Origin of the sequence: Stenotrophomonas sp. S39 (assembly GCF_016624665.1) — a bacterium.
Taxonomy (GTDB): Bacteria; Pseudomonadota; Gammaproteobacteria; order Xanthomonadales; family Xanthomonadaceae; genus Stenotrophomonas.
Genome location: NZ_JACVTT010000005.1, coordinates 1 through 21,657 on the forward strand (window position 1 = coordinate 1; position 21,657 = coordinate 21,657).

Annotated in this window: 19 protein-coding genes and 1 pseudogene; 14 read left to right on the forward strand and 6 right to left on the reverse strand. The window is 67.7% G+C overall.

The annotated features are described in order from the left end of the window. The first annotated feature begins 108 nt into the window (after positions 1-108). Together IAE41_RS02960 and IAE41_RS02965 are read left to right on the forward strand one after the other, a co-directional pair. A complete protein-coding gene (locus IAE41_RS02960) occupies positions 109-948 on the forward strand; it encodes an OmpA family protein (protein ID WP_200732022.1) in 840 nt (279 codons plus the stop codon). A gap of 106 nt (positions 949-1,054) precedes the next feature. Further along, complete coding sequence (locus IAE41_RS02965) at positions 1,055-1,357, forward strand: hypothetical protein (protein WP_200732023.1); 303 nt, start codon at positions 1,055-1,057, stop codon at positions 1,355-1,357. Positions 1,358-1,447: 90 nt separating this feature from the next. On the opposite strand, the gene IAE41_RS02970 is transcribed toward IAE41_RS02965, so the two are convergent. Together IAE41_RS02970 and IAE41_RS02975 are read right to left on the reverse strand one after the other, a co-directional pair. Continuing rightward, on the reverse strand, positions 1,448-3,220 hold the full coding sequence (locus tag IAE41_RS02970; protein ID WP_234458267.1) for a chloride channel protein: 1,773 nt from the start codon (positions 3,218-3,220) through the stop codon (positions 1,448-1,450). Positions 3,221-3,282: 62 nt separating this feature from the next. Beyond that, positions 3,283-5,358, reverse strand: a complete 2,076-nt coding sequence (locus tag IAE41_RS02975; RefSeq protein WP_200732025.1) for a TonB-dependent siderophore receptor — start codon at positions 5,356-5,358, stop codon at positions 3,283-3,285. 144 nt (positions 5,359-5,502) lie between these two features. Between IAE41_RS02975 and IAE41_RS02980 the strand changes: the two genes are divergently transcribed. Then, complete coding sequence (locus IAE41_RS02980; protein WP_200732026.1) at positions 5,503-6,423, forward strand: M14 family metallocarboxypeptidase; 921 nt, start codon at positions 5,503-5,505, stop codon at positions 6,421-6,423. Positions 6,424-6,516: 93 nt separating this feature from the next. On the opposite strand, the gene IAE41_RS02985 is transcribed toward IAE41_RS02980, so the two are convergent. After that, positions 6,517-7,368: a LysR family transcriptional regulator gene (locus IAE41_RS02985; RefSeq protein ID WP_200732027.1), complete on the reverse strand. Its 852-nt coding sequence runs from the start codon at positions 7,366-7,368 to the stop codon at positions 6,517-6,519. Positions 7,369-7,525: 157 nt separating this feature from the next. Between IAE41_RS02985 and IAE41_RS22695 the strand changes: the two are divergent. The 4 genes and pseudogenes from IAE41_RS22695 (at position 7,526) to betT (ending at position 10,762) form a co-directional block, all read left to right on the forward strand. Next, positions 7,526-7,882: pseudogene (locus IAE41_RS22695) on the forward strand (SMR family transporter). Continuing rightward, entirely contained in the window at positions 7,879-8,199 is a 321-nt protein-coding gene (locus IAE41_RS02995) for a multidrug efflux SMR transporter (RefSeq protein ID WP_200732028.1), read from the forward strand. The pseudogene IAE41_RS22695 and the gene IAE41_RS02995 overlap by 4 nt, the downstream one beginning before the upstream one ends. Before the next feature lie 67 nt (positions 8,200-8,266). Then, the gene (locus tag IAE41_RS03000; RefSeq protein ID WP_079222145.1) at positions 8,267-8,647 is read left to right on the forward strand and encodes a VOC family protein; all 381 of its coding nucleotides are present in this window, start codon (positions 8,267-8,269) and stop codon (positions 8,645-8,647) included. 135 nt (positions 8,648-8,782) lie between these two features. Next, positions 8,783-10,762: a choline BCCT transporter BetT gene (gene betT, locus IAE41_RS03005; RefSeq protein ID WP_079222144.1), complete on the forward strand. Its 1,980-nt coding sequence runs from the start codon at positions 8,783-8,785 to the stop codon at positions 10,760-10,762. A 72-nt stretch (positions 10,763-10,834) separates the two neighbouring features. On the opposite strand, the gene IAE41_RS03010 is transcribed toward betT, so the two are convergent. Beyond that, on the reverse strand, positions 10,835-11,812 hold the full coding sequence (locus IAE41_RS03010; RefSeq protein WP_200732029.1) for a zinc-binding dehydrogenase: 978 nt from the start codon (positions 11,810-11,812) through the stop codon (positions 10,835-10,837). Between the two features lie 432 nt (positions 11,813-12,244). Here IAE41_RS03010 and IAE41_RS03015 point away from each other — a divergent pair, with 432 nt between their 5' ends. The 4 genes from IAE41_RS03015 (at position 12,245) to IAE41_RS03030 (ending at position 16,548) form a co-directional block, all read left to right on the forward strand. Continuing rightward, a complete protein-coding gene (locus IAE41_RS03015) occupies positions 12,245-14,608 on the forward strand; it encodes a ribonucleoside-diphosphate reductase subunit alpha (protein ID WP_200732030.1) in 2,364 nt (787 codons plus the stop codon). A 108-nt stretch (positions 14,609-14,716) separates the two neighbouring features. Then, entirely contained in the window at positions 14,717-15,757 is a 1,041-nt protein-coding gene (locus tag IAE41_RS03020) for a ribonucleotide-diphosphate reductase subunit beta (protein WP_200732031.1), read from the forward strand. A 13-nt stretch (positions 15,758-15,770) separates the two neighbouring features. Then, the gene (locus tag IAE41_RS03025; protein ID WP_234458272.1) at positions 15,771-16,250 is read left to right on the forward strand and encodes a flavodoxin; all 480 of its coding nucleotides are present in this window, start codon (positions 15,771-15,773) and stop codon (positions 16,248-16,250) included. After that, the gene (locus IAE41_RS03030) at positions 16,222-16,548 is read left to right on the forward strand and encodes a thioredoxin family protein (protein WP_079222139.1); all 327 of its coding nucleotides are present in this window, start codon (positions 16,222-16,224) and stop codon (positions 16,546-16,548) included. The genes IAE41_RS03025 and IAE41_RS03030 overlap by 29 nt, the downstream gene beginning before the upstream one ends. 92 nt (positions 16,549-16,640) lie before the next feature. Here IAE41_RS03030 and IAE41_RS03035 read toward each other — a convergent pair whose 3' ends face one another. After that, on the reverse strand, positions 16,641-17,972 hold the full coding sequence (locus IAE41_RS03035; RefSeq protein WP_108759738.1) for an Nramp family divalent metal transporter: 1,332 nt from the start codon (positions 17,970-17,972) through the stop codon (positions 16,641-16,643). Positions 17,973-18,088: 116 nt separating this feature from the next. Between IAE41_RS03035 and mntR the strand changes: the two genes are divergently transcribed. Then, positions 18,089-18,559: a manganese-binding transcriptional regulator MntR gene (gene mntR / locus IAE41_RS03040; protein ID WP_200732033.1), complete on the forward strand. Its 471-nt coding sequence runs from the start codon at positions 18,089-18,091 to the stop codon at positions 18,557-18,559. A 110-nt stretch (positions 18,560-18,669) separates the two neighbouring features. On the opposite strand, the gene fabR is transcribed toward mntR, so the two are convergent. Beyond that, positions 18,670-19,329 (reverse strand): HTH-type transcriptional repressor FabR, encoded by a 660-nt coding sequence (fabR, locus tag IAE41_RS03045; protein WP_200732034.1) that lies wholly within the window; start codon positions 19,327-19,329, stop codon positions 18,670-18,672. A gap of 92 nt (positions 19,330-19,421) precedes the next feature. On the opposite strand from fabR, the gene IAE41_RS03050 reads away from it, so the two are divergent. Both IAE41_RS03050 and IAE41_RS03055 read left to right on the forward strand, forming a co-directional pair. Continuing rightward, positions 19,422-20,492 (forward strand): ferredoxin reductase, encoded by a 1,071-nt coding sequence (locus IAE41_RS03050; protein WP_234458271.1) that lies wholly within the window; start codon positions 19,422-19,424, stop codon positions 20,490-20,492. A gap of 12 nt (positions 20,493-20,504) precedes the next feature. After that, positions 20,505-21,653: an acyl-CoA desaturase gene (locus IAE41_RS03055; protein ID WP_079222134.1), complete on the forward strand. Its 1,149-nt coding sequence runs from the start codon at positions 20,505-20,507 to the stop codon at positions 21,651-21,653. The last annotated feature ends 4 nt before the right edge of the window (positions 21,654-21,657 follow it).

Sequence of the window (21,657 nt, forward strand, 5' to 3'; positions counted from 1 at the left end):
CCCCCCCCCCCCCCCCCCCCCCCCCCCCCCCCCCCCCCCCCCCCCCCCGCGGGGGGGGGGGGGCCCCCCCCCCGGCCCCTGCCCACCACATCGACAGGGGGAATCCCAATGACGATCCAACGCACCTCGCGCCCCGGCCCGTTCGCCGCGTCGCTCAGCCTGGTCCTGGTCGCCGGCCTGCTGGCCGGTTGCCGCAGCACCGCACCCGCCGGGGAATCGCCGGCTGCGGACACCCTGGTCAGCTTCCCCGATGCCAGCAAGGCATCACTGAAGGAAGGCACCTATCCCGACGTGGCCGACCTGCGCCGCTTCGCCCCTGGCATGAGCAAGCGCCAGCTGTACGCACTGCTGGGCACGCCGCACTTCAACGAAGGCATGTGGGGCGTGCGCAGGTGGAATTACCTGTTCAACTTCCGCACCGCACAGGGCGCGGAATACTTCACGTGCCAGTTCCAGGTGGAATTCGACGGCAAGGGCATCGCCCAGGGCGGGCACTGGAAGCCGCAGGCCTGCGCGGCCGTGCTGGACCCACCGCCACCGCCGCCGGTTGCAGCCGCGCCTGCGCCGCTGCCGGCCCAGCCGCTGCGCCTGTCCGCCGATGCGTTGTTCGGCTTCGACAGCGACGTGCTGAGCCAGGAAGGCCAGACGGCGGTGCAGGGCGTGCTCGCGCAGGTGCATGAAGCCAGCCAGGTGCAGTCGATCCAGGTGGTCGGCTACACCGATCGTATCGGCGGCGCCGACTACAACCAGCGGCTGTCGCAGCGGCGTGCCGAGTCGGTGCGGGTGGCACTGGTGCAGGGCGGGGTACCTGCACAGGCCATCAGCGCGGAAGGACGCGGCGCCGCCGACCCCCTCGTGGAGTGCACGCAGCGAAGCCAGCGCGAGCTGATCGCCTGCCTGGCGCCGAACCGCCGCGTACAGATCGCCGGTACCGCCCGGCTCGACTGAGCGCCCCCGCCGGCCCTGTCGGCGCCCGTGTTTCCCCCCTGATCCGCCGGCCGGCGTGGATGCGTCTCCCCCGTCATCTCCGCTTGCCGGCGGGCCAGGTCTTTCCATGGTGCACGCGATGAACGCCCAAGTCCTGCCCTTGTCCATGAAGACGGAAACCACAGTCAGCGTGTATGGCCAGCTTGGCAACCATTCGGTGGTGCGCCTTCCCGGCCGGCGCCTTCCCGGCCTGATCCTGCAGGCCGACACCGTGGCCGGGTTCCTCACCCAGCTGCAGGACGCGCAGGCCTGCCTGCGCAGCGGGCGCGCGCAACGTGCCGATGCAGAGATGGACATGCTGATCGACACGCTGCAGCAGTGGTACGCGCTGATCGAATCACGCCTGGCCGACGCCGGCGAGGCGCTCTAACGGCCGCAGGTTCTGCCATCCACGCATGGCGTGGATCTACTGAATCAACCGGATCCGTGGCAGTAGATCCACGCCATGCGTGGATGAACGTCAATCGCTGTCTTCGACGCGCTCGCCCATCAACTCGCGCTGGCGCTTGTCCAGCTCTTCGGCGTAGCGCTTGCGCACGAACGCTTCGGAGACCACCCCCAGCACCTGGCCATCACTGGCCACCACCGCCAGTTCGTCGGCCTGGGTCTGGTCGAAGCGCTGCATCACCGCCACCACGTTGGCGTTGGCGGCCAGCGCAACGTCGCGGTTCTCGGCATAGTCGCCCACCACCGCATCCGGCTTCACGCCATCGCCGTACATGCGCGGAATCTGCACGATGCCGGCGTAGTGGCCTTCGCTGTCCACCAGGATCACGCGGCCGCCCGAACCCAGCGGGAAGCGCTGGCGGAACGAAGCCGTATCAAGATCGGCCGGTGCGGTGGCCACGCCCTTGCGCATCATCCGCCCGGCGTTGAGGTTCTGCACCCAGCCCACGTCGCGCGCACTCTTGATGGTTTCCCCGCGCAGATGCATGCGCCAGGTGGAGAACGAATAGCCGAACCACTGCCGCACCAGCGTGCTGGACACCAGCACGGCGCTCATCACCACGCTGGTCAGCAGGAAGTCGTGGGTGCCTTCCAGCACCAGCATGGCCATGGTCATCGGTGCGCCGACCACGGCGGCCGCCAGCGCGGCCATGCCAGCCAGTGCGGCCGAAGTGGCATCGATCACCGGCACGCCGGTGGCCATCGCTAGCAGGCCGGCAAAGAGCGCACCGACCAGCGTGCCCATGAACAGCGAGGCGAAGAACAGGCCACCGCGGAAGCCGAAGCCCAGCGAGATGCCCGAGGCCAGGCACTTGAGGGTCAGCAGCGCACCGATCCAGATCAGCGGCAGGTGGGTGGTCAGGTCCAGATGCAGCGCGCCGTGGCCGGAAGACAGCACCTGCGGGCTGGCCATCGCCAGCGGAATCAGCAGCAGGCCGCCGAGTACCGGGCGGCCCCACAGCGGCAGCGGGCTGCGCTTGACCGTGCCTTCGATCGAAGCGATCAGGCGCATCACCAGGATGCCGACCATGGCGCAGCAGCAGCCGAGCAGGCCGTAGATGGCGTAGTCGGCGGCGCGCACGTCGATGGTGGATGCGGCCGGCAGCAGATAGGCGTCGATGCCGGCCTGGTCGGCCACGAAGGCACCGGCCAGTGCAGCCACGGCCACCGGCGCCAGGGCGGCGGGCGTGTAGGCACCGATCACGATCTCGAAGGCGTAGAACGCGCCAGCCAGCGGCGCACCGAAGGCGGCGGCGATGGCACCGGCCGAACCGGCACCGACCAGGATGCGCACGTCATTGCGGCGCAGGCGCATCACCCGGCCCAGCTGCGAGCCGCTGCCGGCGCCCATCTGCGTGTACGACGCCTCCAGGCCCACCGATGCGCCGCAGCCGTTGGAGATCAGGGTCTGGGTCAGCACGATCAGGTTGTCGCGCATCGACATGCGGCCGCCGTGCAGGGCGTTGGCCTCCACCGCATCGAGCAGCGGGCGCTTGAGGCGGGTGGCGGCCAGCGCGACCAGGCCGACCAGCAGGCCGCCCAGCGGCAGCACCAGCAGAGCGGTCCACGGCAGCGAGGGCAGGGAGCTCAGGCGGATGCCTTCATCCAGGCCGTACAGCGCGGCCTGCAGCCAGCGCGCCATGCCCGATTGCAGCAGGGTCAGGCCGCCGGCGAGCAGGCCGACCACCAGGGCGAGGGCGATGAACCACAGGTCGCTGCCGCGCAGGCGCAGGCGCAGGCCCTGGAAGGCCAGATGCAGGCGGGATGGCGAAGCGTGGGAGGACATGGTGGCGGCATGATACGCCGCCACCGTGATCGCTGCCCTCACCGCATCGGGCGGCTACGGGCTCAGAAGCGGTAGCGCCCCTGCACGTAGAAGGTGCGCGGCGCGGCCACCATGCGCCCGGCGTTGCCGTCGACATTGCGGGTGTACCAGCGCTTGTCGGCCAGGTTGTTCACGCCCAGCGCGATCTCGCTGTCAGCCAGCCCCGGCGCCTGCCAGGCCACCTGCGCGTTCAACAGGCGTACGCCCGGCACCCGGCCCACGCGCGCATCGGCGCTCTCGGCCCAGGTGTTGGCGGCATCGGAGAACTGCCCGCTCTGGTGGGTGCTGGAGACGTTGAAGGTCCAGGCGGCGAGGGCGTAGCGGGCGCCGATGCTGTCGGTGTCACGCGAGTAGAAGGGCACGTCCAGGCCGCGGTTGTCGCCGGACTGCTGGATCGCCTTGGTCCAGGTGTAGTTCGCGTACAGCTCGAGCCCGGCCAGTGCGCTGTCCTCGGCGAAACGGTACTCCAGCGCGCTCTCCACGCCCTTGTGGTCGGTGGCGCCGATGTTCTGGAAGGTGGGCGGGGTGATGCCCGGCACCTGCTGGATCTGGTTGTCGAAGCGCATCTTGAACACGGTCACTTCCGCGCGCAGGGCGCCGTCCTGCCAGCGCGCGCCCAGCTCGGTGGTCTTGGCCACTTCCGGGTTCAGCGGGTTGCTGGCGGTCTGCGAGTTCAGCTGGATGTTCTGCACCGGCCCGAACGAGGTGGTGTAGTTGCCGAACACGGTCAGCTGCGGGGTCAGCAGGTAGGCGATGTTGATCGACGGCAGCGCCTTGTCGTTGCGGCTGCTGAAGGTGGTGCCGCCGCCGGCCTGGCGGCGGTCCATGTCGATCCACTCCATGCGCACGCCCGGGGTGATGCGCCACTGGCCCATGGCGATGCGGTCGTCGACGTAGAAGGCGTGCGCATCGGTGGCGTTGTCGAAGCGGGTGATGGCGCTTTCCACGCCGGTGCGGCGGACCACGGTGTAGCTGCGGTCGTTGCCGCGCTCGCGCAGGAAGCGGTAGCCGGCGGTGATGTCATGCACCGTGCTGCCCCAGCGCAGGCGCTGGGTGTAGCGCGGCTCGATGCCCAGCACGCGGTAGTCACGCGGCTGCACGGTCAGCTGGGTGTTGGCGGCATTGATCAGCGAGCTGGCGCGGTTGCTTTCGTTGTAATACGCCAGCACTTCGAATTCGCTGTTGGCCGACAGGGTATTGGTGTAGCCCAGGTCGATGCCGGTGCGGTGGCCCTTCCAGAAATCGGTGGGGCGGGTGTTCTGGAACGGATCGGCCTCGTACTGGGCGCGGGTCAGGCCGCCCGGGGTCAGCGAGCGCACATCGTAGTACGACAGTTTCGCGCGCAGCTCCTGCTGCTCATCGATGGCATAGGCGAACTTCAGCGCGAGGTCGTCGAAGCGGTCATCGCTGCCCTGGCGCCAGCCGCGGCCGTCCTGGCCCGAGTACAGCAGGGCCATGCCCAGGCCGTTGTCACTGGTGCCGCCGAGGAAGGCGTTGTACTGGGTGCTGTCGCCACCGCCGTGGTCGTAGGCGGTGTAGCGCACGCCGGCTTCGCCGTGCAGGCCGGCCTCGGTGGGGATGGCGCGGGTGCTGAAATTGATGATGCCGCCGACGTTCTGCGGCCCGTAGCGCACCGCGCCGCCGCCGCGCACCACGTCGATGGACTCGATGTTGGACAGGCTGGTCGGGGCAAACGAGAGCTGCGGCTGGCCGTAGGGCGCCACTGCCAGCGGCACGCCGTCCAGCAGCACGGTCGAGCGTGGCGAGTAGCGGCCGGTCAGGCCACGCACGCCGATGTTGAGCGAGACCGAGCTGCCGGCCGTGCCCGAGTTGTCGGTGACCTGCACGCCGGGAATGCGGCGCATGGCATCGCCGATGCTGGCCGCGCCGCTGGCGTCGATGCGCTGGCGGTCGACCACGGTGCGGGCACCGGCGAAGCTTTTCACGCTGTCGTGCAGGCCGGTGCCCAGCCAGCTGCCGGAGACCTGGATGCTGTCCAGGGTGGTGGCGCTGTCCTGCGCAAAGGCGGTGGCGGACAGGCACAGGGTCAGGGCGGCGGCCAGGGGCAGGCGGGCCGGGGGCAGGATTCGGAAGGGCATGGAGGCGGGCGCGGAAGGGTCGTAAATGAGAATTATTGCTGATTCCATTCGCCAATGGAATGCGTCTTTCGGGGGTGGCGTGGCCGTGGCCTGAATGGCCCGGTGGTAAAGTGGAAGATTGTTTCCTGACTGCCGAGATCTGCCATGTCCACTGCCGCTTTCTATCCCGTCGGAACCCCTGGCCAGCCGTGGGGCACGGCGGAACGGGAGCAGTGGCGCGGCCGCCAGCAGCGCCTGCGCCGCTATGACCAGGAAGTGCTGCCGCGCATCGAAGCGCTGGCCGGCCGCTTCGAGAAGGTGGCCTATGGCCAGCTCGACTATGCCGGTGAGACCTACACCCTGTTCGCCTTGCGCAGCCACGACTGGAACCCGGCCCTGCCGGCGGCGCTGGTCACCGGTGGCGTGCACGGCTACGAGACCAGCGGCGTGATGGGGGCGCTGGATTTCCTGGAACAGCACGCGGCCGACTACGCCGGCAAGGCCAACCTGCTGGTGGCGCCGTGCGTGAACCCGTGGGGCTTCGAGCGCATCAACCGCTGGAACTACGATGCGATCGACCCGAACCGCAATTTCCGCGCTGATGGCCCGGCCCGTGAATCGACCGCCGTCATCGCGCTGATCGCCCCGTACAAGGGGCAGTTCGTGCTGCACATCGACCTGCACGAGACCACCGACAGCGACGAGAGCGAGTTCCGCCCGGCGCTGGCTGCGCGCGATGGCAAGCCGTTCGAACCGGGCCTGATTCCCGATGGCTTCTATCTGGTCGATGACAGTGAGAACCCGCAGCCGGCGTTCCAGCAGGCGGTGATCGCCGCGGTCGAGCAGGTGACCCATATCGCTCCGGCCGACGAAAAGAACGAGATCATCGGTTCGCCGGTGGTCGCGCACGGCGTCATCGAGTACCCGCTGGTGAAGCTGGCGCTGTGCGCGGGCATTACCGGTGCGAAGTACACCACCACCACCGAGGTCTACCCGGACAGCCCGCGGGCGACGCCGGAGCAGTGCAACGACGCGCAGGTGGCGGCGGTGCGCTCGGCGCTGGATTACGCGCTGGCCCACCGTTGACCGGTTGAAATCCTTCGCATCCACGCATGGCGTGGATCTACTGATGGGGAGTGCCGGCCGCTGGCCGGCAATCGCGGGACAACCTCCTCGCGATCAGCCCAATGCGTCGGCCCACCACAACGCGGCCGGCCCCGGCGGGCTGTCGCGGCGGCGCACCAGGTCGCTGTGGATGCGCCGCGGCCAGCCGGGCAGGCGCAGCTCCAGCAGCCGCCCGCGGTCATAGCGCTGCACCAGTGCCCGCGGCAGTTCAGCCCAGCCGATGCCGTCCTCGGCCATCTCCATCACCATCAGGTAGTCCGAGGCCGTCCACACCCGGCCAGCGGCGGCGCGTGCGTGGTCGGCCTGCGCGCTCAGCCGCACCTGCCGGTGCCGGGCCAGCTGCTGCGAGGCGCGCGTGCCGGCCCGTGCCAGCGGATGCTCGAGGGCCACGTAGATCGCCAGCTCGCTGTGGTGGGCCAGCGGCTGCGGCAGCAGCGCATCGGGATAGCGGTCCTGTCGCGGCAGCAGGCCCAGGTCGGCGCGCGCGCTGGCGACGATCTCCAGCACATCGTGGCCTTCGGCATCCAGCCATTCCAGCTCCACCTCGGGAAACGCCTCAGCAAAACGCTGCAGCACGCGTTGCGCCGGGTCGAGCTGGTAGACATCGGAGAACACCACGGTCAGCCGCGGCTCGACGGGCGCGGCCAGGCGTACGCTCAACTGCTGCAGGCGCTGGTCGGCGGCAAGGATCTCGTGCGCGTGGCCGAGCACCTCGCGCCCGGCCTCGGTCAGCTGCGGGTAGCGCGCGCTGCGGTCGAACAGGGCCACGCCCAGGTCGGCTTCCAGATGGGCGATGGCGGTGCTGACGGTGGACTGGGTCTTGCGCAGGCGACGCGCCGCTGCGGAGAACGAGCCAAGCGCAGCGGCCTCGACGAAGGCCTGCAGGGATTCGGGAGAGTAGGGCATCGATCCATCGCTCCTGTCGATGGAATCCATCTTTGGGTCAACGTAAAAGGCGATGATACTGCCTCCCGTGCCTACCACCTTCCTGCGGCAGGCAGCGCGCTTCCACGCACGGCGTGGATCTACCCTCCGGCTCCGGCGCGTCCACAAGGAGTTCCCCATGTCCCGCATTGTTCCCGCCCGTGGCGCGCTGGTCGCCTGGGCCTGCCTGACCGTGGCGATCGTCGCCGAAGTGGTCGGCACGTCGTTCATGGCCCACGCCGCCCGCGATGGCGGCCGGGTCGGCTATGCGGTGATGGCGGCCGCACTGGCCCTGTCGTATTACTTCCTGGCGTTGTCGGTGCGCCGCATCGCGGTGGGCGTGGCCTATGCCGTGTAGGAAGGCCTGGGCCTGACCCTGCTGACCGTGGTTGGTGTGTGGGTGTTCGGCGAGCACCTGTCGCTGCAGCAGCTGGCCGGCCTGGGGCTGGCGGTGGTCGGCATCGTCTGCGTCACCCTGGGGGAGGCGCACGCATGAACATGACCGCACTGTTTTTCGTGATCTGCTCGGCCCTGATCGACGTGGCCGCCAACATGATGGTGGCCCGATCCGATGGCTTCCGCCGCTGGCACTGGGGTGCCGGGGCCATCGTGCTGGTCTGGATCGCCTTCGCGATGCTGGGCCAGGCAGTGCGCCACATCGACCTCGCCACAGCCTATGCGTTGTGGGGCGCCATCGGTGTGATCGGCACGGCCACCTGCGGCCGCCTGCTGTTCGGCAACCGGCTGCGCCCCATCGGCTGGGTGGGCATCGCCCTGGTCACCGCTGCGGTCCTGCTGCTCAGCACCGCCTGAGCGGCGGCGATTGCGGCGCGCGGTGGTGTAGCTGACACTGCAGGCATCCCGCAATCGAGTGCCCGCCATGTTCAGCCACATCACCGTCGGTTCCAACGATCTTGCGGTCTCGCGCCGCTTCTACGATGCCTTGTTCGCCGCCATGGGCGGGCGCCCGGGCATGACCGACGAAGACGGCAAGCTGGTCTACATCAAGGAGGGGCGGATGTTCATCGTCACCCCGCCCATCGATGGCCAGCCGGCCTGCCACGCCAACGGCGGCACCATTGGTTTCGCGCTGCAGTCCCCGCAGGCGGTGCACGCCTGGCAGGATGCCGGCGTGGCCCAGGGCGGCAGCGCCATTGAAGCGCCGGCCGGTGTGCGCCACAAGGCGGGGCGCCAGTTGTACCTGGCCTACCTGCGCGATCCGGATGGCAACAAGCTGTGCGGTGTACACGTGATGGGCTGAGCGGCGCGGCGCGCGCGCGATAACACGCCGCACCTGTCCGCGGGCTGTCGTTGCAACCCCGCACTTCATCCTGCGTCCACTGCCGTTCATGCAGACTCGGTCGGCTAATCCCTGATCGACCGGAGATGGCTGCCGATGGAAGCACTGGAGCCTCAACACACCCCGGTGCGCACTCTCCGGCCCGTCTTCGCCTTCGCGGCGATCGTTGTCGTTGCCTTCGCACTGTTCGTCAGCCTGTTCCCGCTGGGGGCCGGCCGCCTGCTGCTGAAGGCGCAGGACTGGGCCGCACTCAACGTCGGCTGGTACTACCTGCTGGCGATGACCCTCTACCTGGTGTTCGTGGTGGGCGTGGCGCTGTCCAAGTACGGCGGCATCAAGCTCGGCGCCGACCACGACGAGCCGGAATTCAGCTATCTCTCGTGGGCCGGCATGCTGTTCGCCGCCGGCATCAGCATCACCCTGTTCTTCTTCTGCGTTTCCGAGCCGCTCACCCATTACCTGCAGCCGCCGCAGGGCGATGCCGCTGCTGGCGAGGCAGGCGCGCGGCAGGCCATGCAGCTGCTGTTCCTGCACTGGGGCCTGCATGGCTGGGGCGTGTTCGCGCTGGCGGCCATGGCGATGGCCTACTTCGCCTACCGCCACAACCTGCCTCTGGCGCTGCGCTCGGCGCTGTACCCGCTCATCGGCAAGCGCATCAACGGCCCCATCGGCTACACCGTGGATGCACTGGGCATCGTCGCCACCGTGTTCGGCATCGGTGCCGACATGGGTTTCGGCGTGCTGCACCTCAACGCCGGCCTGACCCACCTGTTCAACGTGCCGCACTCCAACCTGGTGCAGATCCTGCTGGTGGCCAGCATGATGGGCGCCGCCGTGGCGGTGGCCGTGTCCGGGGTGGAGAAGGGCGTGCGCTGGATGGCCAACATCAACATGCTGCTGGCCATCGCGCTGGTGCTGTTCATGCTGTGCGCCGGCCCCACCCAGTACCTGCTCAGCACGCTCATGCAGAACCTGGGCGATTACCTGGGCAGCGTGGTCGGCAAGAGCTTCGACGTGTACGCCTATGGCGGCCGCCCGCAGTGGCTCGGTGGCTGGACGGTGTTCTACTGGGCCTGGTGGATCGGCTGGGCGCCGTTCGTGGGCCTGTTCATCGCGCGCATCTCGCGTGGCCGCACCATCCGCGAATTCGTGTTCGGCGTGCTGCTGATACCGCTCGGTTTCACCCTGGCGTGGCTGTCGATCTTCGGCAACAGTGCGCTGGACCAGGTGCTGCACCATGGCCAGCAGCAGCTGGCACAGCTGGCGGTGGATGATCCGCCCACGGTGCTGTACGCGCTGCTGGATGGCTACCCATGGAGCCGGGTGGTGATTGCGGTGACCGTGCTGGTGAGCTTCATCTTCTTCGTGACCTCGGCCGATTCGGGCGCGGTGGTGCTGTCCACGCTGTCCTCGCACGGCGGTGCGCCCGAGGACGACGGCCCGCGCTGGCTGCGCGTGTTCTGGGGCACGGTCATCGCGGTGCTCACCGCAGGCCTGCTGCTGGCCGGCAGCATCGATGCGCTGAAATCGGCGGTGGTGCTGGCATCGCTGCCGTTCTCGGCGGTGCTGCTGCTGATGATGTGGGGCCTGACCCGCGCCTTCAGTGACGAATCGCACCGCGAGCGCGCGCAGCAGTTCCGGCCATCACCGCTGATCGGCGATGACCGCCACCACCAGGGCTGGCGCCAGCGCCTGAGCCAGGCCATGCACTTCCCGGTGCGCGACCAGGTCTACCGCTTCATGGACGATACGGTGAAGCCGGCGATGGAAGCGGTGGCCGAGCAGCTGCGCGGGCAGGGCTGGGATGTGGCCACGCGCTTCGAGGCGGGCGACATGGAACTGTCGGTCAACCACGGCGAGCAGCAGGATTTCCTGTACCGGGTGATCCTCAGCGGCTACCTGACCCCGTCCTTCGCCGCCCAGCAGCTGCGCAACCAGCGCTATTACCGCGCCGAAGTGCATCTGTTCGAAGGCAGCCAGGATTACGACCTGGTGGGCTACAGCCGCAAGCAGATCATCAACGACATCATCAGCCAGTACGAACGGCACCTGCAGTTCCTGCATCTGAGCCGTTGATGGGTGGGTGCGGACCGTTGGTCCGCGCCTCCGTGTAGAGCCGAGCCCACGCTCGGCTCCACCCTCGAGCGATCAGACCCGCAGCAGCACCTTTCCGCCGCGCCCCGGCTGCGCGCTTGTGGTGGCCGCGGCCTGGATGTCGTCCAGCGCGAAGATGCCGTCCACCGGCAGGGTCAGCTCACCGCTGGCCGCGCGCTGCAGCAGTTCGCCCACCAGCCGGCGCTTGTCTTCCACCGGCATCGCCTGGCTGACCTTGCTGCCCCAGAAGCCCTTCACCGTGGCTTCCTTGTAGATCAGCCCGCTGGCGGGAATGCGCATCGCCTCGCCACTCATCACGCCGAACGAGACCAGGGTGCCGTGCAGGCCGAGCAGCTCGACCAGATCGGCGCTGGCATCGCCACCGATGGAGTCGACCGCAGCGGCCGCCTGTGCCTCGCCCGTGGCCGCGCGCACGCGGTCCTTCCAGCCGTCCTGCGAGGTATCGAACACATGGTCGATGTCGAGGGCCTGCAGCTGCGCGACCGCCTTGGCATTGCGCACCAGGTTGGCCACGTTGACCCCGCGCGCGCGCGCCAGCATCGCCAGCGACTTGCCGACGGCGCCGTTGGCGGTGTTCTGCACGATCCACTGGCCGGCCTCGACGTGCAGGAATTCCAGCAGCATCAGGGCGCTCAGCGGCATTGCGATCAACTGTGCTGCGGTTTCATCGGCGATGGCGTCCGGCATCGGGATGACCATGCGCGCCGGCGCGATGAACGCTTCGGCCCAGGTGGCATGCACCGACGCAGCGGCGACACGCTGGCCGACCTGCAGGCCCTGCACGCCTTCGCCGAGGGCATCGACCACGCCCAGGGCTTCGCTGCCGCCTACTGCCGGCAAGGTCGGCTTGTAGCCATACAGGCCGCGCACGGTCAGCAGGTCGTGGTTGTGGATGGAGGCAAGCGTGGTGCGGATGCGTACCTCGCCGGGGCCGGGCTCGGGCAGGGCGACATCGGCGATGGCAAGGACGGTGGCGGGATCGCCGAAGGCGGTGTACTGGGCAGCACGCATGGGGGACTTCCGGTTGAAAAGGAGGTTGTAACCAACTGGGGATGGCGGCGCCGTGGACAAGGCGCCGGTGGTGCAACACGGCATCCTGCGACGGATCGTCGCGGCATGTCGTGATTACCGCATCTTGTGTTGACGGCTCGATCCATCCCCACTATGTTGTGGCCGTCACCCCCGGTCAGCCGCCGCCGCCGGACATGCAGCAAACGTCCCGCGGCCCGCCCCTGAAGGCTTGCCGTGTCGACGCGGCCGCCATCGTGCGGACACAGGTCGCCCCCACGGCCCGGATACCGGCCGCAGGCGCAGGCTATCGCCGACGACCTCGTGTTCCCGCGCTTTGGCATGCATCCCCGATCGCCCCGTGCGCCGGTATCGCGTGCAGGGCCGCCATGGCATCGACCGCCACCGCGCGTGCGAGCCTGGAGTTCCACCACCATGACCGACAACACCTACCGCACGGCCGATCTGGCCGGCGCCGGCGACGCTTTGCGCGCTGCGGGCGAGCACGTGCCGACCTGGATCACCAAGGAAGCGGGCAACCGCCGGCTGCCGTTCGACGCCGGACGCCTGCAGCGCAGCATCGACAGCGTGCACGCCGAGTTCCCGCAGCTGGACGTGGGCGACTACCGCCGCGTGGTGCAGGCGATGGTCGAGCGCAAGCCCAGCATCAGCGCCGATGACCTGGTGGACCTGCTGATCCGCGAGGCCGAATCGCGCGTGGACCTGGTGGCGCCGGAGTGGGAGCAGTTTGCCGCGCGGCTGTACCTGCGCCGGCTGTACAAGCGCGCCAGCCGCAACCGCTTCTACGATGTCAGCCTGAAATACGGTTCCTACGTGGGCCTGCAGGAAAGCCTGGCCGACCGCGGCGTGTACAGCAACGACATTCTGCGCTGCTATTCGAAGGACGAACTGCAGCAGGCCGGCCAGATGATCGAGCCCGAGCGCGACCGCCTGTTCGCCTACAACGGCCTGTACCTGCTGGCCACGCGCTACCTGGCCAGCGACCGCAGCCGCGAGGTGTACGAACTGCCGCAGGAGCGCTGGCTGACCATCGCGCTGTACCTGATGCAGGACGAGAAGCCCAGGGAGCGTCGCATGCAGCTGGTGGGCGAGGCGTACTGGGCGCTGTCCAACCTGTACATGACGGTGGCCACGCCGACCCTGGCCAACGCCGGCAAGGTCGGCGGGCAGCTCTCCAGCTGCTTCATCGATACGGTGGATGACAGCCTGCAGGGCATCTATGACTCCAACACCGATATCGCCCGGGTGTCCAAGCACGGTGGCGGCGTGGGTGCCTACCTCGGCTATGTGCGCAGCAGCGGCGCGCCGATCCGCGGCGTGCCCAATTCCTCCGGCGGCGTGGTGCCGTGGATCAAGCAGCTCAACAACACCGCTGTGTCGGTCGACCAGCTGGGCCAGCGCAAGGGCGCGGTGGCGGTGTATCTGGACATCTGGCATCGCGACATCGAGGCCTTCCTCGATCTGCGCCTGAACAATGGCGACCAGCGGCTGCGCGCGCATGATGTGTTCACTGCGGTCTGCGTGCCTGATCTGTTCATGGAGGCGGTGGAGCGTCGGGCCGATTGGTACCTGTTCGACCCGCACGAGGTGAAGCAGGCCAAGGGCTGGTACCTGCAGGACTTCTACGACGAGACGCGGGGTGCCGGCAGCTTCCGCGACCGCTATGCCGAACTGGTGGGCGACGAACGCATCAGCCGCCGCACGGTGCGTGCCATCGATCTGTTCAAGCGGATCATGGTCAGCCAGCTGGAGACCGGCAACCCGTTCCTGTTCTACCGCGATGAAGTGAACCGCAAGAACCCGAACAAGCACGCGGGCATGGTCTATTCCAGCAACCTGTGCACCGAGATCCTGCAGAACATGAGCCCGACGCGGATGATCCAGGAGATCGTCAGCGGCGACCAGATCGTCACCACCCGGCGTGCCGGCGATTTCGTGGTCTGCAACCTGTCCTCGATCAACCTCGGGCGGGCCATCACCGCGCCGGATGATCTGCTGGCCAAGGATGTGCTGGAGCGCCTGATTCCCATCCAGGTGCGCATGCTCGACAACGTCATCGACCTCAATGCACTGCCGGTGCCGCAGGCCACCATCACCAACCGCAAGTACCGCGCCATCGGGCTGGGCACCTTCGGCTGGCATCACCTGCTCGCGCAGCAGGGCATCCAGTGGGAGACGGCAGAGGCCGAGACGCTGTCGGACACGCTGTTCGAGCGCATCAACTTCCTGACCATCCAGGCCAGCCTGCAGCTGGCGCGCGAAAAGGGCAGCTACCCGATGTTCGCTGGCAGCGACTGGCAGACCGGTGCCTATTTCCGTGACCGCCGCTACGAAGGCGCGGCCTGGGACAGCCTGGCCCGCGACGTGGCCACGCATGGCCTGCGCAACGGCTGGCTGCTGGCGGTGGCGCCGAACATGAGTACCGCGCAGATCGCCGGATCCACCGCGTCGATCGACCCGATCTACAGCGCGTTCTACTACGAGGAAAAGAAGGATTTCCGCCGGCCCGTGGCCGCACCGGGGTTGTCGCTGGACACGTGGCCCTACTACGAGAAGGGCGCCTACAAGGTCGACCAGTTCGCCAGCGTGCGGCAGAACGCCCGCCGCCAGCGCCACGTCGACCAGGCCATCAGCTTCAACCTGTACGTGCCCAGCACCATCCGCGCCAGCACGCTGCTGGAGCTGCACCTGAGCGCGTGGCGCGTGGGCCTGAAGACCACCTACTACGTGCGCTCCAACGACATCGACATCAGCGAATGCGAGTGGTGCTCCAGCTGATCGCTGGGACTGCTGTAGAGCCGAGCCCATGCTCGGCTCAAGCGCATCGCAGCCGAGCGTGGGCTCGGCTCTACACATGCAACGCATGCAATCCGAAGGCAGACGACCATGGCAACCCCCCTCGACCGCATCAAGATCCTCGAACCGCGCCATCCCAACCGCAGCACCGGCATCATCAACGGCCGCACCAGTGGCATCCTCAACTGGAACGACATTCCGTACCCGTCGTTCTATCGGGCCTACAAGGAGCTGTCGACCAACTTCTGGATCCCCGACGAGGTGGACATGAAGCTGGACGCGCGCCAGTACGGCGAGCTGTCCGGGCGCGAGAAGAATGCCTATGACTCGATCATCGGCCTGCTGGCCACGCTCGATTCGCCGCAGACCCGCTTCATCTACAACGTGGCCGAGTACATCACCGACCCGGCCGCCCATGCCAACGCGGCGATCATCGGCCAGCAGGAAGTGATCCACAACGAGAGCTACAGCTACGTACTGGCCTCGATCACCGACCTGCCCAACCAGAACCGCGTGTTCGAACTGGCGCGCACCCATCCGACCATCATCAAGCGCAACGCGCCGATCATGGGGGCGTATGACGATTTCATGCGCGAGAAGACCGCCGAGACCCTGCTGAAGTCGCTGATCCAGTCGTCGATCCTGGAAGGCATCAACTTCTATTCCGGCTTTGCGTACTTCTACAACATGGTGCGGCAGAACCGCATGACCGGCACCGGCAAGATCATCAGCTTCATCAACCGCGACGAGCTGGCCCACACCAAGTTCATCAGCGAGCTGATCCGCGCCATCATCGGCGAGAACCCGGAGCTGCAGACCAACGAACTGACGGCGTATGTGCACCAGGTCTTCGAGCACGCCATCGAGCTGGAAACCCAGTGGTCGTCGGAAGTGCTGGACGGCATCGACGGCATCGACGTCGAGGAGATGACCCGCTACGTGAAGTACCGCGCCAACAAGATGGCCGGCATGCTGGGCATCGAGCGCCTGTACAGCGACACCACCGACAACGTGATGCCGTGGATCAAGGCCTACGCCGACAACTTCACCGAAACCAAGACCGACTTCTTCGAGATGCGCAATGCAAGTTACAAGAAGACCAACGTCGACAACGGCTTCGACGACCTCTGAGCCGGGCGCGGCGCTGCGCATCCTGCTGGTGGTGGCCTCGTTGAGCGGCAACACCCGTGAGCTGGGCCGGCACATCCAGGCGCGCTGCCAGGCGGCCGGGCATGTGGTGCACTGGCAGGAGGCCGATGACCTGCGCGCAGCCGCGCCGCTGGCCGCCGATGAAGCCGACCTGGTGCTGCTGGGCTGCTGGACCGACAACGCCGGGCGGACGCCCTCGGAGATGAAGGCCTGGGTGGCCGGCATCGCCGAGCGCGGCCAGCGCCCACGCCAGCTGGCGGTGTTCGGGACCGGCGAAACGCAGTGGGGGCAGGAGTACTACTGCGGCGCCGTGCACCGGTTGATCCGTTACTTCAACAGCAGCTACCCGCCGCTGGAAATCGAACAGATGCCGCATGGGGAACGCCACGCCGCGGTCATCGACGCCTGGACCGATACGGTCCTGGCCCACTACAGGAGCACCTGCGATGCAGATCATCGACGCCACCACGCCTGAGCAGTTCCAGCAGCTGCTGGCCGAGCACCCGCGGGTGCTGGTGGATTTCCACAAGGACCAGTGCCCGGGGTGCCGGATGCTGGAGATGTCGCTGCACCGCGTGGCCAACAGCGTGGCAGGGCAGGGCACGACGCTGCTGCGCGTGCAGCTGGAGGTGCTGGGCGAAGCATTCTTTCGCGAACTGGGGCTGCGGCAGACGCCGACGCTGTCGTTGTTCCGCGATGGTGACGAGCGCCAGCGCCTGCCAGGATTCCAGTCGCCGCAGCAGATAGAAGCCGCGATCGCGATGCATCTGTAGAGCCGAGCCCATGCTCGGTTGCCTGTCGCGCGGTGCGTGATGAGGCGCCATCCACGCATGGCGTGGATCTACTGGGGCCACGCTCCCTTTCGCTACGCGCCGGCGAAGGTATCCACAAGCAGCTTGACGTTCAACGTGACGATCACCACGGCGATCACCCAGGCGATGCTGCCCAGCCAGCGCGGGGCCACCAGCGCGCCCATCGTGGCCTTGTCGGTCACGAGCCGTACCAGCGGAATGATTGCGAACGGCAGCTGCATCGACAGCACCACCTGGCTCAGCACCAGCAGCTTCACCGCGCCCTGGTCCCCGAACAGGAGGATCACCACCACCACCGGGATGATCGCCAGCGCCCGGGTGATCAACCGGCGCAGCCACGGGGGCAGGCGCAGGTGCAGGAACCCTTCCATCACGATCTGTCCAGCCAGGGTGGCGGTCACCGTGGAATTCAGGCCTGAAGCGAGCAGGGCCACCGCGAACAGGGTCGAGGCCAGGCCTACGCCCAGCATCGGTGCCAGCAGCTGATGCGCCTGCTCGATGTCCTCCACGTCGAACCGGCCGTTGGCATGGAAGACGGCAGCCGCCAGGATCAGGATGCTGGCATTGATGAACAGGGCCAGGGTCAGCGCGATGGTGCTGTCGGTCACCGCCCAGCGCAATGCGCTGCGACGCCCTTCATCGGTGCGTGGATACGCGCGTGTCTGCACGATGGACGAGTGCAGATAGAGGTTGTGCGGCATTACCGTGGCACCAATGATGCCGATGGCGATGTACAACGCATGAGGATCGGTAACCACCTGCGTGCGCGGGATGAAGCCGCCCAGCACCTCCATCACCGGCGGCGCCGCCAGTGCGATCTGCACCAGGAAGCAGCCGAAGATGATCATCAGCAGGGCGATGACGAAGGCTTCCAGGGCGCGGAAGCCGCGGTTCATCAGCAGCAGCACCAGCAGCGTGTCCAGTGCGGTGATCACCGCGCCCCACAGCAGCGGCAGGTCGAACAGCAGCTTCAGTGCGATGGCGGTGCCGATCACCTCGGCCAGGTCGCAGGCGATGATCGCTGCTTCGCACAGGCCCCACAGCGCGAGGTTTACTGGTTTGGGATAGCGCGCGCGGCAGGCCTGGGCCAGGTCCATGCCGGTGGCGATGCCCAGCCGCGCCGACAAGGCCTGCAGGATCACTGCCATCAGGTTGGAGATGAGGATGACCGACAGCAGCAGGTAGCCGAAGCGCGAGCCGCCGGCCAGGTCGGTGGCCCAGTTGCCCGGGTCCATGTAGCCGACCGAGACCATGTAGCCGGGGCCGATGAAGGCCAGCAGACGGAACCACCAGTGGCCCTTTTCGGGTACGGCCACCGAGGCGTTGAGCGCGCCGAGACTGGCTGCAGGGGCGGCCGGGGAGTCGGTGGGCGCGACGGTATTCATGGCTGCAATATAGCCACTGCTATATCCATTAGCAATGTGAAACAATCGTCTTTGCTGCGTCACTGGTCCAGAATTCAGGTTCAGATCCGGAATACCTCGGCAGGACAGGCACACGCGTGGGCAAGACAGGCGCTTCGACATCGGCAAAGAACCCCCCCTTGATCGAGGCCGAGCGCCAGGTCGAGAGCTTCCGGCAGGTGCGCGAGGCACACCGGATGGAGCTGGTCGAGGACTACGTGGAGCTGATCTCCGACCTGCTGGCCGATGGCGGCGAGGCGCGCCAGGTCGACATCGCTACCCGCCTGGGTGTGGCGCAGCCGACGGTAGCGAAGATGCTGCGGCGCCTGGCCCGTGATGGCTGGGTGGTGCAGCGGCCGTACCGGGGCGTGTTCCTGACCCCGGAAGGCGAGGCGCTGGCCCATGCCAGCCGCGAGCGGCACCAGACCGTGGAGCGCTTCCTGCTGGCGCTGGGCGTCGACCCGGACACGGCGCGACGCGATGCCGAGGGCATCGAACACCATGTGAGCGAGCAGACGCTGGCGCTGTTTGAAGCGTTCGTGCGCAAGGCCGAGGGCGGGGCGAGCTGAGGTTTTGGCAGGAGCGGTAGTGCCGGCCGCTGGCCGGCACAGTAGATCCACGCCTTGCGTGGATGAATTCATTCGGTATCTGACAGATTTCATCCACGCATGGCGTGGATCTACCTGCCGCGGCGGAACGCGGCCGGGCTGCGGGCGCCGACGATGATCATGCGGATCATCGTGGAAATCTGTTCGACCAGCTCCGGGTCTTTCTCCGGCGGCTGGTCCATCGCGGTGGCGCCCATGGCAAACACCAGGCGGGTGATGGCGGTGGCCACCAGTTCCGGCTTGTAGAGCTTGGCGCCGTCCAGCGCGGCCAGGCGCACCAGGTCGTGCTGCAGCTCTTCTTCGAAATAGTGCAGTTCGCGTTCAACCGCGTGCTTGAAATCATCCGAGCCCACCGCGCCTTCGCGCAGCAGCACGTGCAGCAGCTTGTCGTCTGCGCGCAGCTGCTCCATGAAGGTTTCCACCGATACGCGCACGACGCTGGCCGCACTGGACGTGGCGCGCTGGCGCGCTTCACCGATGATCGTGCGCAGTGAGCGGCCGGCCACGTCGATAAGCGCCACGGCCAGTTCGTCCATGTCGCGGAACTGCCGGTAGAAGCTGTTCGGGGCAATGCCCGCTTCGCGCGCGACTTCGCGCAGGCTCAGCGTGGACAGGCTGCGGTGCGGGCCGATCAGTTTCAGCGCGGCGGCCAACAGATCCTCGCGGCTCACCGTACGGCGGGCCGGGCTGTTGGCATCTTCGGGCGGCGACAGAACTGTGGCGGCGGCCATGGCACTTCCGGAGGGGCAAGGCTGAATCATACCCAATCCGGAGCAATATACACATGTATACACAGGTGTATGTGCGGCCGTATAGTGCGCCCATGAGCGCTGTGATCCGTCCCTCCCTGTTTTCCCCGTACCGCTGGCTGTCGCCGTCGCTGTTCGATTTCTGGGCGGGCCAGCTGAATCCGTTGTGGACCCTGCGCGAGCCCCTGGCCCGCCTGGTCCGGCGCGAGCCGGCCGGCGAGGGCGCCGCCACCCTGGTCCTGCGCTGCAACCGGCACTGGGCCGGCATGCGCGCCGGCCAGCACATCACCCTGGGCGTGGAGCTTGAAGGGCGCGTGTTGCGCCGCAGCTACAGCCCGACCGCGCTGGGTCGCCGTGAGTTGGCCATCACCGTCAAGGCGGTCGAGGGCGGCGCCATCAGCCAGCACCTGGTCCACCACGCCAAGCCGGGCGATCTGTTCCGCCTGGACGCGGCCTTTGGTGACTTCCACATGCCCGCCGCCGCCCCGGTGCTGCTGCTGGCCGCCGGCAGCGGCATCACGCCCATGCGCAGCCTGCTGCGCGAGGCCTGCCGCCGCCCGCTGGCCGCGCCAGTGGACCTGTTCTACTGGGAACGCAACGCCGCCGCGTTCCAGTTCCGTGAGGAACTGCAGGCGCTGGCCGCGGCCACCCCGAACCTGCGCGTGCACCTGCTGACCACCCGCGAAGGCGAGGTGCCGGCCGCGCGCGTCACCACCCATTCGCTGGCCGTGCCCGGCGACGACACCCCGCTGGCCCAGCGCCACGTGCTGGCGTGTGGCCCGGATGGTTTCGTGGCGGCTGCACGGCAACGCCTGGTGCACCAGGTGGCCGGTTTCCAGGCCGAGGCCTTCACCCCGCCGGCACCGCTCGGCGATGCCGACAGTGCCGGCGAGATCGCCCTGACCCTGGCCCGCAGTGGCCGCCAGCTGAAGGTCGCGCGCGGCCGTTCGCTGCTGGAAAGCCTGGAAGCGCAGGGCATCAAGCCCAAGCACGGCTGCCGCATGGGTATCTGCAACAGCTGCACCTGCGACCGCGTCAGTGGCACCACCCGCCACCTGCGCACCGGTGAAATGCAGTCCGAAGCGGCGCAGCCGGTGCGGATCTGCGTGAGCGCACCGACTACCGACCTGACTTTGGATCTCTGAGGACCTGCTGCCATGACCCGCGCTTCCGACCGTGCCCTGAGCCCCGCCGAGATGAACGCCTTCGGTGCCGAGCTCGACGCGATCCGTGACCGTATCCTGGGCAGCCTCGGCGCCTCCGACACCCGCTACATCCGCCGCGTGGCCGCCGCCGTGCGCTGGTCGGGCGTGCTGGGCCGTGGCCTGCTGTTCCTGGGCGCGTTCTCGCCGCTGTTCTGGGCGCCCCTGCTGTGGCCGGCCTGCATCGCCGGCACCCTGCTGCTGGCGCTGGCCAAGATCCTGGAGAACATGGAGCTGGGCCATAACGTGATGCACGGCCAGTACGACTGGACCGGCGACCCCAAGCTCAACGGCAACACCTATGAGTGGGACATCGTTGCCACCGGCGACAACTGGCGCAAGACCCACAATTTCCGCCACCACACCTACACCAACGTGCGTGGCATGGACGATGACATCGGCTACGGCCTGCTGCGCATCTTCCCGGAACAGCGATGGTCGCCGTTCTACCTGCTGCAGCCGATCATCGCGCCGATCTTCGCGCTGCTGTTCCAGTGGGGCGTGGCTGCACAGGACCTGCGCCTGGGCCGCTGGTTCAAGGGCCGCATCAGCAGCCGTGCGATGTGGCTGCAGACCCGCCCGGTGGCACGCAAGATGCTGCGCCAGGTGCTGAAGGACTACGTGTTCTTCCCGCTGCTGGCCGGCCCGTTCTTCCTGCCGGTGATGCTGGGCAACCTGGTCGCCAACGGCATGCGCAACGTCTGGACCTACGTGATCATCTTCTGCGGCCACTTCACCGCCGAATCGGAAACCTTCCCGAAGGAATGCCTGCGCAATGAGTCGCGCGGCCACTGGTACCTGCGCCAGCTGCGTGGTTCGTCCAACATCAGCGGTGGCTTCATCATCAACGTGCTGTCGGGCAACCTCAGCCATCAGATCGAACACCACTTCTACCCGGACCTGCCGGCCAACCGCTATGCGGCCATCGCCAAGGAAGTGAAGGACATCTGCCGCCGCTACGGCCAGCACTACAACAACGGCTCGCTGCCGCGCCAGTTCGCCCAGGTGGTCTGGCGCATCCTGCGCCACGCCTTCCCGAGCAAGCCGCGCCGCCTGCCGATGCCGGACATCATGCCGGCACCGGCGCCCGCCAACGCGGGCTGAGGCC

Excerpts from the sequence above, each read along its gene's own strand:
- IAE41_RS02960 (WP_200732022.1), top strand. The coding sequence starts at position 109 with ATGACGATCCAACGCACCTCGCGCCCCGGCCCGTTCGCCGCGTCGCTC.
- IAE41_RS02965 (WP_200732023.1), top strand. The coding sequence starts at position 1,055 with ATGGTGCACGCGATGAACGCCCAAGTCCTGCCCTTGTCCATGAAGACG.
- IAE41_RS02970 (WP_234458267.1), bottom strand. The coding sequence starts at position 3,220 with ATGTCCTCCCACGCTTCGCCATCCCGCCTGCATCTGGCCTTCCAGGGC.
- IAE41_RS02975 (WP_200732025.1), bottom strand. The coding sequence starts at position 5,358 with ATGCCCTTCCGAATCCTGCCCCCGGCCCGCCTGCCCCTGGCCGCCGCC.
- IAE41_RS02980 (WP_200732026.1), top strand. The coding sequence starts at position 5,503 with ATGTCCACTGCCGCTTTCTATCCCGTCGGAACCCCTGGCCAGCCGTGG.
- IAE41_RS02985 (WP_200732027.1), bottom strand. The coding sequence starts at position 7,368 with ATGCCCTACTCTCCCGAATCCCTGCAGGCCTTCGTCGAGGCCGCTGCG.
- IAE41_RS02995 (WP_200732028.1), top strand. The coding sequence starts at position 7,879 with ATGAACATGACCGCACTGTTTTTCGTGATCTGCTCGGCCCTGATCGAC.
- IAE41_RS03000 (WP_079222145.1), top strand. The coding sequence starts at position 8,267 with ATGTTCAGCCACATCACCGTCGGTTCCAACGATCTTGCGGTCTCGCGC.
- betT (WP_079222144.1), top strand. The coding sequence starts at position 8,783 with ATGGAAGCACTGGAGCCTCAACACACCCCGGTGCGCACTCTCCGGCCC.
- IAE41_RS03010 (WP_200732029.1), bottom strand. The coding sequence starts at position 11,812 with ATGCGTGCTGCCCAGTACACCGCCTTCGGCGATCCCGCCACCGTCCTT.
- IAE41_RS03015 (WP_200732030.1), top strand. The coding sequence starts at position 12,245 with ATGACCGACAACACCTACCGCACGGCCGATCTGGCCGGCGCCGGCGAC.
- IAE41_RS03020 (WP_200732031.1), top strand. The coding sequence starts at position 14,717 with ATGGCAACCCCCCTCGACCGCATCAAGATCCTCGAACCGCGCCATCCC.
- IAE41_RS03030 (WP_079222139.1), top strand. The coding sequence starts at position 16,222 with ATGCAGATCATCGACGCCACCACGCCTGAGCAGTTCCAGCAGCTGCTG.
- IAE41_RS03035 (WP_108759738.1), bottom strand. The coding sequence starts at position 17,972 with ATGAATACCGTCGCGCCCACCGACTCCCCGGCCGCCCCTGCAGCCAGT.
- fabR (WP_200732034.1), bottom strand. The coding sequence starts at position 19,329 with ATGGCCGCCGCCACAGTTCTGTCGCCGCCCGAAGATGCCAACAGCCCG.
- IAE41_RS03050 (WP_234458271.1), top strand. The coding sequence starts at position 19,422 with ATGAGCGCTGTGATCCGTCCCTCCCTGTTTTCCCCGTACCGCTGGCTG.
- IAE41_RS03055 (WP_079222134.1), top strand. The coding sequence starts at position 20,505 with ATGACCCGCGCTTCCGACCGTGCCCTGAGCCCCGCCGAGATGAACGCC.